We start from the raw sequence: 12,010 nt of genomic DNA on the forward strand, positions 1-12,010 counted from the left end.
AAGCCTGTCCTCAGCATAGTACCGGGAAGGAGGGAGTGACCATCTCATTAAATATCCTACGTTAAGCCTGTTTTTTGAGCTGGCATGGCGGGCAGCTATGAGCGAAGTATAGTCATTCGCCCTATCTCTTTTGTCGCACTTTCAACAAGGGGGTCGCTTGGAAAGCGGAACGAGGTCAGTCTCCGCCCGGACTGCTCAGCTCTTTAAACAGCAAAAGAGAGGCATCTTATGAGAAGGGATTGTTCAGTATGTCAGGGCAGACTGCTTTTTCATCCGCAGGTACTGAGGGTAAATGCTCAATTCCGGTACGATTCTTACTCTATAGCCAGACAGAATTCAGCATTGTGCTGAACCCGAATCTTTTTTTACTCTGACAGGCCTGTTCATCAGAACCCTGAAAAAACAATTTTCCCGTTCACATTTTTATTTTCCATGTCCTCATGAGCCCGGCGAAGTGCTTTAGCATTCAGCCTGCCATACTCTGCCAGCAACGGAGGTTTGAGCTTACCGGAATCCAGCATGCATGAGAGTTTGTTAAGAATATCATGCTGTTTAGACATGTCCGCAGTAGCATGCATGGGGCGGGTAAACATTGCCTCCCAGTGAACAGAAACGCTCTTAAATTTGATCAAACGCAGATCCAGTGGTTCAGGGTCGTCGATGAGTCCGATACGGCCTTGTGGGGCAATAATTTCGGCCATATTTTCCCAGGCAGATGGCGTGGTGTACGTTGAGAAAATCCGGGTAATGGGAGGGAGTCCAGCAAGGCTGGCAACCTGTGGCGCAAGCGCACATGAATGATCCAGGACATAATGCGCACCAAACCCGCGAACCGCTCTGACACTCTCCTGCCGGGAGGCAGTCCCGATGATGTTCACCCGACTCAGAGTGCGGGCAAGCTGTATAGCCATACAAGGGACTCCGCCCGCACCGCCAAGCATCAACAGGGTCTGATCAGCATCTCCGTTCACTGACAACTGCAGACGATCAAATAACATTTCCCAGGCTGTCAGATCGGTCAGAGGAACCGACGCTGCAGCTTCAAAACTTAGTGCTGCCGGCTTTATCCCCGTAATGCGTTCGTCAACCAGCTGAAACTCTGCGTTGGCTCCCTGGCGATCGAGCACACCGGCATAGAAAACGTGGTCACCTGGCCTGAACAGTGTCACATCTGGTCCGGTTGCTTCAACAACACCGGAAGCGTCGTATCCCATAACTACCGGATTGCCTGCAGAGGGACTGATGTTTCGCCGGCTTTTCAGGTCCCGTGGGTTAACCGCGACCGCCCTGACTCTGATCAAAAGATCACGCCCCTTGGGCATGGATGGGTGGGGAAGCGACAAATCTTCAATAACGGATGTACTTTCCCGGGTTGCCAGAAACCAACGGCTTTCATTCTGTCTCCTTAAAAAGGTCAGTCACCAGATAAATAAATGTAAAAGTGTGCGGAACGCGATACCCGCCAGTGCCCCCGGCAGTGCAAATCGAAAAATACGCGGAAAGCGGGCGCTGGGTAATGCTGTCAACCTGTTGATGACTATTTTAATCTGTAGTCATTCAATCCTTGTAACATCAGGATGATCCTGGTGTCAGTGAAAATACGAAATCAACACGTTGGTATCATTACCCACCTGTGAACTGACGTCGGCATTTTGAATCTCACTTCGGCGTGCCCCCTCCGAATGGCGCAAAACATTTCGTGGTATGGCATGATAGCACCCGAAGAGAGTCAATTCAGGGTGGTAAATGTGAAACCAGTAACGCTATACGATGTCGCAGAGTATGCCGGTGTCTCTTATCAGACCGTTTCCCGCGTGGTGAACCAGGCCAGCCACGTCTCTGCGAAAACGCGGGAAAAGGTGGAAGCGGCGATGGCGCAGCTGAACTACATTCCCAACCGCGTGGCACAACAACTGGCGGGGAAACAGTCGTTGCTGATTGGCGTTGCTACCTCCAGTCTGGCCCTGCACGCGCCGTCGCAAATTGTCGCGGCGATTAAATCTCGCGCCGATCAACTGGGTGCCAGCGTGGTGGTGTCGATGGTAGAACGAAGCGGCGTCGAAGCCTGTAAAGCGGCGGTGCACAATCTTCTCGCGCAACGCGTCAGTGGGCTGATCATTAACTATCCGCTGGATGACCAGGATGCCATTGCTGTGGAAGCTGCCTGCGCTAATGTTCCGGCGTTATTTCTTGATGTCTCTGACCAGACTCCCATCAACAGTATTATTTTCTCCCATGAAGACGGTACGCGACTGGGCGTGGAGCATCTGGTCGCATTGGGTCACCAGCAAATCGCGCTGTTAGCGGGCCCATTAAGTTCTGTCTCGGCGCGTCTGCGTCTGGCGGGCTGGCATAAATATCTCACTCGCAATCAAATTCATCCGATAGCGGAACGGGAAGGCGACTGGAGTGCCATGTCCGGTTTTCAACAAACCATGCAAATGCTAAATGAGGGCATCGTTCCCACTGCGATGCTGGTTGCCAACGATCAGATGGCGCTGGGCGCAATGCGCGCCATTACCGAGTCCGGGTTGCGCGTTGGTGCGGATATCTCGGTAGTGGGATACGACGATACCGAAGACAGCTCGTGTTATATCCCGCCGTTAACCACCATCAAACAGGATTTTCGCCTGCTGGGGCAAACCAGCGTGGACCGCTTGCTGAAACTCTCTCAGGGCCAGGCGGTGAAGAGCAATCAGCTGTTGCCCGTCTCACTGGTGAAAAGAAAAACCACCCTACCGCCCAATACGCAAACCACCTCTCCCCGCACGTTGGCAGATTCCTTAATGCAGCTGGCACGACAAGTTTCCCGACTTGAAAGCGGGCAGTGAGCGCAACGCAATTAATGTGAGTCAGCTCACTCATTAGGCACCCCAGGCTTTACACTCTATGTGTCCGGCTCGTATGTTATGCGAAAATGTGAGCGGATAACAATTCACGCAGGATACAACTATGACAATGATTACGGATTCACTGGCCGTCGTATTACAACGTCGTGACTGGGAAAACCCTGGCGTTACCCAACTTAATCGCCTTGCGGCACATCCCCCTTTCGCCAGCTGGCGTAATAGCGAAGAGGCTCGCACCGATCGCCCTTCCCAAGAGTCGCGCAGCCTGAATGGTGAATGGCGCTTTGCCTGGTTTCCGGCACCAGAAGCGGTACCAGAAAGCTGGCTGGAGCGCGATCTTCCTGACGCCGATACTGTCATCGTCCCCTCAAACTGGCAGATGCACGGTTACGATGCGCCTATCTACACCAACGTGACCTATCCCATTGCGGTCAATCCGCCGTATGTTCCCACGGAGAATCCGACGGGTTGTTACTCGCTCACATTTAATGTTGATGAAAGCTGGCTACAGGAAGGCCAGACGCGAATTATTTTTGATGGTGTTAACTCGGCGTTTCATTTGTGGTGCAACGGGCGCTGGGTCGGTTACGGACAGGACAGTCGTTTGCCGTCTGAATTTGACCTGAGCGCATTTTTACACGCCGGAGAAAACCGCCTCGCGGTGATGGTGCTGCGCTGGAGTGACGGCAGTTATCTGGAAGATCAGGATATGTGGCGGATGAGCGGCATTTTCCGTGACGTCTCGTTGCTGCATAAACCGAGCACGCAAATCAGCGATTTCCATGTAGCCACTCACTTTAATGATGATTTCAGCCGCGCTGTACTGGAGGCAGACGTTCAGATGTACGGCGAGCTGCGCGATGAGCTGCGGGTGACGGTTTCTTTGTGGCAGGGTGAAACGCAGGTCGCCAGCGGCACCGCGCCTTTCGGCGGTGAAATTATCGATGAGCGTGGTGGTTATGCCGATCACGTCACCCTACGTCTGAACGTCGAAAACCCGAAACTGTGGAGCGCCGAAATCCCGAATCTCTATCGTGCGGTGGTTGAACTGCACACCGCCGACGGCACGCTGATTGAAGCAGAAGCCTGCGATGTCGGTTTCCGCGAGGTGCGGATTGAAAATGGTCTGCTGCTGCTGAACGGCAAGCCGTTGCTGATTCGCGGCGTTAACCGTCACGAGCATCATCCTCTGCATGGTCAGGTCATGGATGAGCAGACGATGGTGCAGGATATCCTGCTGATGAAGCAGAACAACTTTAACGCCGTGCGCTGTTCGCATTATCCGAACCATCCGCTGTGGTACACGCTGTGCGACCACTACGGCCTGTATGTGGTGGATGAAGCCAACATTGAAACCCACGGCATGGTGCCAATGAATCGTCTGACCGATGATCCGCGCTGGCTACCCGCGATGAGCGAACGCGTAACGCGAATGGTGCAGCGCGATCGTAATCACCCGAGTGTGATCATCTGGTCGCTGGGGAATGAATCAGGCCACGGCGCTAATCACGACGCACTCTATCGCTGGATCAAATCTGTCGATCCTTCCCGCCCGGTACAGTATGAAGGCGGCGGAGCCGACACCTTCGCAACCGATATTATTTGCCCGATGTACGCGCGCGTGGATGAAGACCAGCCCTTCCCGGCTGTGCCGAAATGGTCCATCAAAAAATGGCTTTCGTTGCCTGGAGAGACGCGCCCGCTGATCCTTTGCGAATACGCCCACGCGATGGGTAACAGTCTTGGCGGCTTCGCTAAATACTGGCAGGCGTTTCGTCAGTACCCCCGTTTACAGGGCGGCTTCGTCTGGGACTGGGTGGATCAGTCGCTGATTAAATATGATGAAAATGGCAATCCGTGGTCGGCTTACGGCGGTGATTTTGGCGATACGCCGAATGATCGCCAGTTCTGCATGAACGGTCTGGTCTTTGCCGACCGCACGCCGCATCCGGCGCTGACGGAAGCAAAACACCAGCAGCAGTTTTTCCAGTTCAGTTTATCCGGGCGAACCATCGAAGTGACCAGCGAATACCTGTTCCGTCATAGCGATAACGAGCTCCTGCACTGGATGGTAGCGCTGGATGGCAAGCCGCTGGCAAGCGGTGAAGTGCCTCTGGATGTCGCTCCACAAGGTAAACAGTTGATTGAACTGCCTGGACTACCGCAGCCGAAGAGCGCCGGACAACTCAGGCTAACGGTTCACGTAGTGCAACCGAACGCGACCACATGGTCAGCAGCCGGACACATCAGCGCCTGGCAGCAGTGGCGTCTGGCGGAAAACCTCAGCGTGACACTCCCCTCCGCCCCCCACGCCATCCCGCAACTGACCACCAGCGAAACGGATTTTTGCATCGAGCTGGATAATAAGCGTTGGCAATTTAACCGCCAGTCAGGCTTTCTTTCACAGATGTGGATTGGCGATAAAAAACAACTGCTGACGCCGCTGCGCGATCAGTTCACCCGCGCACCGCTGGATAACGACATTGGCGTAAGTGAAGCGACCCGCATTGACCCTAACGCCTGGGTCGAACGCTGGAAGGCGGCGGGCCATTACCAGGCCGAAGCAGCGTTGTTGCAGTGCACGGCAGATACGCTTGCCGACGCGGTGCTGATTACCACGGTCCACGCGTGGCAGCATCAGGGGAAAACCTTATTTATCAGCCGGAAAACCTACCGGATTGATGGAAGTGGTCAAATGGCGATTACCGTTGATGTTGAAGTGGCGAGCAATACGCCACATCCGGCGCGGATTGGCCTGACCTGCCAGCTGGCGCAGGTAGCAGAGCGGGTAAACTGGCTCGGATTAGGGCCGCAAGAAAACTATCCCGACCGCCTTACTGCGGCCTGTTTTGACCGCTGGGATCTGCCATTGTCAGACATGTATACCCCGTACGTCTTCCCGAGCGAAAACGGTCTGCGCTGCGGGACGCGCGAATTGAATTATGGCCCACACCAGTGGCGCGGCGACTTCCAGTTCAACATCAGCCGCTACAGTCAACAGCAACTGATGGAAACCAGCCATCGCCATCTGCTGCACGCGGAAGAAGGCACATGGCTGAATATCGACGGTTTCCATATGGGGATTGGTGGCGACGACTCCTGGAGCCCGTCAGTGTCGGCGGAATTCCACCTTAGCGCCGGTAGCTACCATTACCAGTTGCTCTGGTGTCAAAAATAATAATAACCGGGCAGGCCATGTCTGCCCGTATTTCGCGTAAGGAAATCCATTATGTACTATTTAAAAAACACAAACTTTTGGATGTTCGGTTTATTCTTTTTCTTTTACTTTTTTATCATGGGAGCCTACTTCCCGTTTTTCCCGATTTGGCTACATGACATCAACCATATCAGCAAAAGTGATACGGGTATTATTTTTGCCGCTATTTCTCTGTTCTCGCTATTATTCCAACCGCTGTTTGGTCTGCTTTCTGACAAACTCGGGCTGCGCAAATACCTGCTGTGGATTATTACCGGCATGTTAGTGATGTTTGCGCCGTTCTTTATTTTTATCTTCGGGCCACTGTTACAATACAACATTTTAGTAGGATCGATTGTTGGTGGTATTTATCTAGGCTTTTGTTTTAACGCCGGTGCGCCAGCAGTAGAGGCATTTATCGAGAAAGTCAGCCGTCGCAGTAATTTCGAATTTGGTCGCGCGCGGATGTTTGGCTGTGTTGGCTGGGCGCTGTGTGCCTCGATTGTCGGCATCATGTTCACCATCAATAATCAGTTTGTTTTCTGGCTGGGTTCTGGCTGTGCATTCATCCTCGCCGTTTTACTCTTTTTCGCCAAAACGGATGCGCCCTCTTCTGCCACGGTTGCCAATGCGGTAGGTGCCAACCATTCGGCATTTAGCCTTAAGCTGGCGCTGGAACTGTTCAGACAGCCAAAACTGTGGTTTTTGTCACTGTATGTTATTGGCGTTTCCTGCACCTACGATGTTTTTGACCAACAGTTTGCTAATTTCTTTACTTCGTTCTTTGCTACCGGTGAACAGGGTACGCGGGTATTTGGCTACGTAACGACAATGGGCGAATTACTTAACGCCTCGATTATGTTTTTTGCGCCACTGATCATTAATCGCATCGGTGGGAAAAACGCCCTGCTGCTGGCTGGCACTATTATGTCAGTACGTATTATTGGCTCATCGTTCGCTACCTCAGCACTGGAAGTGGTTATTCTGAAAACGCTGCATATGTTTGAAGTACCGTTCCTGCTGGTGGGCTGCTTTAAATATATTACCAGCCAGTTTGAAGTGCGTTTTTCAGCGACGATTTATCTGGTCTGTTTCTGCTTCTTTAAGCAACTGGCGATGATTTTTATGTCTATTCTGGCGGGCAATATGTATGAAAGCATCGGTTTCCAGGGCGCTTACCTGGTGTTGGGTCTGGTGGCGCTGGGCTTCACCTTAATTTCCGTGTTCACGCTTAGCGGCCCCGGCCCACTTTCCCTGCTGCGTCGCAAGGTGAATGAAGTCGCTTAAGAAATTAATGTCGGATACGGCGCGAGCGCCTTATCCGACCAACTTATCAGGACGGAATGTTAAAAATGAACATGTCGATGACAGAAAAAATAAAAGCAGGCAAGCTATTTACCGATATGTGCGAAGGCTTACCTGAAAAAAGACTTCGTGGGAAAACATTAATGTATGAGTTCAATCACTCGCATCCATCAGAAGTTGAAAAAAGGGTAATGACTCCAACTTATTGATAGTGTTTTATGTTCAGATAATGCCCGATGACTTTGTCATGCAGATCCACCGATTTTGAGAGCGACAGCGACTTCCGTCCCAGCCGTGCCAGGTGCTGCCTCAGATTCAGGTTATGCCGCTCAATTCGCTGCGTATATCGCTTGCTGATTACGTGCAGCTTTCCCTTCAGGCGGGATTCATACAGCGGCCAGCCATCCGTCATCCATACCACGACCTCAAAGGGTGACAGCAGGCTCATAAGACGCCCCAGCGTCGCCATAGTGCGTTCACCGAATACGTGCGCAAACCGTCTTCCGGAGCCTGTCATACGCGTAAAACAGCCAGCGCTGGCGCGATTTAGCCCCGACATAGCCCCAATGTTCGTCCATTTCCGCGCAGACGATGACGTCACTGCCCGGCTGTATGCGTGAGTTTACCGACTGCGGCCTGAGTTTTTTAAGTGTCGTAAAATCGTGTTGAGGCCAACGCCCATAATGCGTGCACTGGCGCGACATCCGACGCCATTCATGGCCATATCAATAATTTTCTGGTGTGTACCGGGCTGAGAGGCGGTGTAAGTGAACTGTAGCTGCCATGTTTTACGGCAGTGAGAGCAGAGATAGCGCTGATGTCCGGCAGTACTTTTACCGTTACGCACCACGCCTTCAGTAGCTGAGCAGGAGGGACAACTGATGGAGATGTAAGCCACGGGAGCACCTCAAAAACACCATCGTACACTAAATCAGTAAGTTGGCACCATTACCGTCGTGCTATTGGCAAATACATCGACGTTTACCACTATCCTGATGGTAAGAAAGAGTTGCGCCTGAATGGCGTGGTACTTCCCTACTCCACCTATGACCGGCTATCAGAAATCGACCAGGGCGCGGTTGTTGATAACAAACGTCTTGGCCGTACACTGGAGTTCATCGGTCTGGTACAGAGTAAACGGGATAACACACGTTCTCAGTCAATTCCTGCCGGTGACGGTCCTTCCCGTCGACGGCCCAGGCAGGAAGGGAAGAAATCCCAGCGTTCACTGGACAACAACGATATGCTCGAAGCACTCAAACAACTCCAGTCACGCTCAGAAGAAATTTTTGGTAAAAGAACCAACTGACGTTGCTATAAAAATATTGCCAGAAAAAAATGATTAAGCTATCGTAGTTGTGGATCGCGTCGAGCCCGAAAGGTTTGTCGCTTGCTTTGAAAATGCATAAACATTAAGGACTCCAACATGAATTTACCTTCATATAGCCAGTTTTTTCATACTATCTATGATGAAAAGTCACCAGTAGGCCGAATTGGTCGTGGCACACATTATTCCGTATTTGAAACCGTTCAGTGGCTCTCACCAAGTCTCGGGAGATATAAATCTCCAAAGGTTCAAAAGTTCGCAATTATCTGGGATGAAGATCACGACACCCGGATTGTCGATGTTTTAGAAATAGCATTAATGCGAAACTTATTAGGTCCAGTTGTGTTTGCAGGTGAGCGAAAGGGATCATTAAACATCGTTCTTTCACCAGATTTTGACAGGTTGACTCCTTCAGAAAAAAAAGAGTATCTGGCAAATTGGCAAGAGCTCGCTGATGGTGGATATGCCTCTGACAGCTGGGGCTTTGACTGGAGTTATCTTTCCTCGCCAGCAACCGGTTCGATCATCCAGGATTCCAAGACAAAAACAGAGGTCTATTTATTCAACATTTGTAACCTCTGGGAGCTTGGACACTCAGTCTATAATGAGCGCAACCCTTGGGAGGACGAGGAAAGGATGCAGCAGTCTATAGATAGTCTGAAGTCTTTATCTAAATAAAGTCACAGGGGAGCTCTGACTCCCCTTTCTGATTTATCAAGTAATATCTTCTGGCCAATACCCGTTGTACTATTCATTTCATTCAGCATTTTTACGTCCTGTTTATCGAGGGCATATTTTCCCCATAGCGAACCAAACGAAAAGAGAATGTTTCTTAATTGGTTTTTTCTGATTTTAGGTTGCAGATTTATAAAATAACAACACCTGCTGTCGATATTGTCTTCAAGAGACTTAAAATCTGAATCGGCGGCACATTTGGCGATTCTTATCAGATCTTCCCAGCACTCTGGCATTAACTCTTTTAAAGCAGATTCCAGTATGTGCTCAAATGAATACATAAGTAACAAGTGATTTTTATTCACTTGGATGTAGCTCATTGAACGCCTGAATAAAGCTAACTGGATTAGAATAAGTGGCCATAAAAGCTCGACCCCATAAATTGAAGTGGTTTACTGAATTTGGCCACCTGAACAGAGGTGATATGCTCACCTCAGAACAACACAGGTGTCATAATGAAAAAAAGAAATTTCAGCGCAGAGTTTAAACGCGAATCCGCTCAACTGGTCGTTGACCAGAACTACACCGTGGCAGATGCAGCCAGCGCTATGGATGTCGGCCTTTCCACAATGACGCGATGGGTGAAACAATTACGTGATGAACGGCAGGGCAAAACACCAAAAGCCTCCCCCATTACCCCGGAACAAATTGAAATCCGTGAGCTCAGGAAAAAGCTACAATGTATTGAAATGGAAAATGAAATATTAAAAAAGGCTACCGCGCTCTTGATGTCAGACTCCCTGAACAGTTCTCGATAATCGGGAAGCTCAGGGCGCGTTATCCTGTGGCCACTCTCTGCCATGTGTTCGGGGTTCATCGCAGCAGCTACAAATACTGGAAAAACCGTCCTGAAAAGCCAGACGGCAGACGGGCTGTATTACGCAGTCAGGTACTTGAACTGCATGGCATCAGCCACGGCTCTGCCGGAGCAAGAAGCATCGCCACAATGGCAACCCAGAGAGGTTACCAGATGGGGCGCTGGCTTGCTGGCAGACTCATGAAAGAGCTGGGGCTGGTCAGTTGCCAGCAGCCGACTCACCGGTATAAGCGTGGCGGTCATGAGCACGTTGCTATCCCGAATCATCTTGAGCGACAGTTCGCCGTAACGGAACCAAATCAGGTGTGGTGCGGTGATGTGACCTATATCTGGACGGGTAAGCGCTGGGCGTACCTCGCCGTTGTTCTCGACCTGTTCGCAAGAAAACCAGTGGGCTGGGCCATGTCGTTCTCGCCGGACAGCAGGCTCACCATGAAAGCACTGGAAATGGCATGGGAAACCCGTGGTAAGCCCATCGGGGTGATGTTCCACAGCGATCAAGGCAGCCATTATACGAGCAGGCAGTTCCGGCAGTTACTGTGGCGATACCGGATCAGGCAGAGTATGAGTCGGCGTGGAAACTGCTGGGATAACAGCCCAATGGAGCGCTTCTTCAGGAGTCTGAAGAACGAATGGGTGCCGGCGACGGGCTATGTAAGCTTCAGCGATGCAGCTCACGCAATAACGGACTATATCGTTGGATATTACAGCGCACTAAGACCGCACGAATATAATGGTGGGTTACCGCCAAACGAATCGGAAAAACGATACTGGAAAAACTCAAAGTAGAGGCCAGTTTTAGTTGACCACTACATGCGCGGCAGGTGAACTCCGGCCCCTGGTCAGTTCTTATCGTCGCCGGATAGCCTCGAAACAGTGCAATGCTGTCCAGAATACGCGTGACCTGAACGCCTGAAATCCCGAATGCGATGGTAATTGTCAGGCACTCCTTCGTGAAGTCGTCCACACAGGTCAGGCACTTGATCCTGCGACCGGTGGCGAGCGCGTCCATGACAAAATCCATCGACCAGGTCAGGTTGGGCGCCGCCGGGCGGAGCAGCGGCAGACGTTCTGTTGCCAGCCCTTTACGACGTCGTCTGCGTTTTACGCCCAGCCCTCTCAGATGATAAAGGCGGTACACGCGCTTGTGATTAACATGAAGGCCTTCACGCCGCAGTAACTGCCAGATGCGGCGGTAGCCAAAACGCCTTCGCTCCAGTGCCAGCTCAGTGATGCGCCCTGATAAATGCGCATCAGCCGCCGGACGCTGAGCCTCATAGCGGCAGGTCGACAGGGACAAACCAGTAAGCCGGCAGGCACGACGTTGCGACAGACCGGTCGCATCACACATAAACTCAACGGCTTCCCGCTTCTGGTCTGTCGTCAGTACTTTCGCCCCAGAGCCACCTGAAGTGCCTCCTTGTCCAGCATGGCTTCGGCAAGCAGCTTCTTGAGTCTTGCGTTCTCTTCCTCAAGCGACTTCAGGCGCTTAACCTCGGGCACCTCCATACCGCCATACTTCTTACGCCATGTATAAAAGGTGGCATCGGAATTGGCGTGCTTGCGGCAGAGCTCACGGGCAGAAACCCCGGCTTCAGCTTCGCGGAGGATACTGATGATCTGTTCGTCGGAAAAACGCTTCTTCATGGGGATGTCCTCATGTGGCTTATGAAGACATTACTAACATCGCGGTGTATTAATCAACGGGGAGCAGGTCAGCTCGTCCGCGATCGCTTCTTTGCACGGGACGTGCCTTAAACACCGGTCCAGGCCGATGCCTT

The 12,010-nt window shown here is 51.6% G+C and carries 6 protein-coding genes and 5 pseudogenes; 7 read left to right on the forward strand and 4 right to left on the reverse strand.

What is annotated here, in order from left to right; genetic code table 11:
- Positions 1–386 precede the first annotated feature (386 nt).
- Positions 387–1,396: pseudogene (locus tag ABLV30_RS25045) on the reverse strand (zinc-binding alcohol dehydrogenase family protein).
- A 352-nt stretch (positions 1,397–1,748) separates the two neighbouring features.
- Between ABLV30_RS25045 and lacI the strand changes: the two are divergent.
- The 4 genes and pseudogenes from lacI to ABLV30_RS25065 all read left to right on the forward strand — a co-directional run.
- Entirely contained in the window at positions 1,749–2,831 is a 1,083-nt protein-coding gene (gene lacI / locus ABLV30_RS25050; RefSeq protein WP_004206569.1) for a DNA-binding transcriptional repressor LacI, read from the forward strand.
- Positions 2,832–2,952: 121 nt separating this feature from the next.
- Positions 2,953–6,027, forward strand: a complete 3,075-nt coding sequence (gene lacZ / locus ABLV30_RS25055; RefSeq protein ID WP_057173951.1) for a beta-galactosidase — start codon at positions 2,953–2,955, stop codon at positions 6,025–6,027.
- Between the two features lie 51 nt (positions 6,028–6,078).
- Positions 6,079–7,332, forward strand: a complete 1,254-nt coding sequence (lacY, locus tag ABLV30_RS25060) for a lactose permease (RefSeq protein ID WP_004098904.1) — start codon at positions 6,079–6,081, stop codon at positions 7,330–7,332.
- Positions 7,333–7,397: 65 nt separating this feature from the next.
- A pseudogene (locus ABLV30_RS25065) lies at positions 7,398–7,538 on the forward strand (maltose acetyltransferase domain-containing protein); the annotation flags it as partial.
- Between the two features lie 14 nt (positions 7,539–7,552).
- Here ABLV30_RS25065 and ABLV30_RS25070 read toward each other — a convergent pair.
- A pseudogene (locus ABLV30_RS25070) lies at positions 7,553–8,248 on the reverse strand (IS1 family transposase).
- Between the two features lie 54 nt (positions 8,249–8,302).
- On the opposite strand from ABLV30_RS25070, the pseudogene ABLV30_RS25075 reads away from it, so the two are divergent.
- Both ABLV30_RS25075 and ABLV30_RS25080 read left to right on the forward strand, forming a co-directional pair.
- A pseudogene (locus ABLV30_RS25075) lies at positions 8,303–8,659 on the forward strand (ISNCY family transposase); the annotation flags it as partial.
- Between the two features lie 117 nt (positions 8,660–8,776).
- Positions 8,777–9,355: a hypothetical protein gene (locus tag ABLV30_RS25080; RefSeq protein WP_102804040.1), complete on the forward strand. Its 579-nt coding sequence runs from the start codon at positions 8,777–8,779 to the stop codon at positions 9,353–9,355.
- A gap of 2 nt (positions 9,356–9,357) precedes the next feature.
- Here the strand turns inward: ABLV30_RS25080 and ABLV30_RS25085 are convergent, their stop codons facing one another.
- The gene (locus ABLV30_RS25085) at positions 9,358–9,732 is read right to left on the reverse strand and encodes a hypothetical protein (protein ID WP_348865689.1); all 375 of its coding nucleotides are present in this window, start codon (positions 9,730–9,732) and stop codon (positions 9,358–9,360) included.
- Positions 9,733–9,867: 135 nt separating this feature from the next.
- Between ABLV30_RS25085 and ABLV30_RS25090 the strand changes: the two genes are divergently transcribed.
- Positions 9,868–11,018, forward strand: a protein-coding gene (locus tag ABLV30_RS25090) for an IS3-like element ISEc52 family transposase (protein WP_102009443.1) whose coding sequence is annotated in 2 segments (ribosomal slippage) — positions 9,868–10,117 and positions 10,117–11,018 — 1,152 coding nt in all. Because the reading frame shifts where the segments join, the coding sequence is not laid out codon by codon here.
- A gap of 25 nt (positions 11,019–11,043) precedes the next feature.
- Here ABLV30_RS25090 and ABLV30_RS25095 read toward each other — a convergent pair.
- A pseudogene (locus tag ABLV30_RS25095) lies at positions 11,044–11,876 on the reverse strand (IS3 family transposase); the annotation flags it as partial.
- Positions 11,877–12,010 lie beyond the last annotated feature (134 nt).

Origin of the sequence: Klebsiella sp. CN_Kp113, from assembly GCF_040064585.1 — a bacterium.
Taxonomy (GTDB): Bacteria; Pseudomonadota; Gammaproteobacteria; order Enterobacterales; family Enterobacteriaceae; genus Klebsiella; species Klebsiella michiganensis.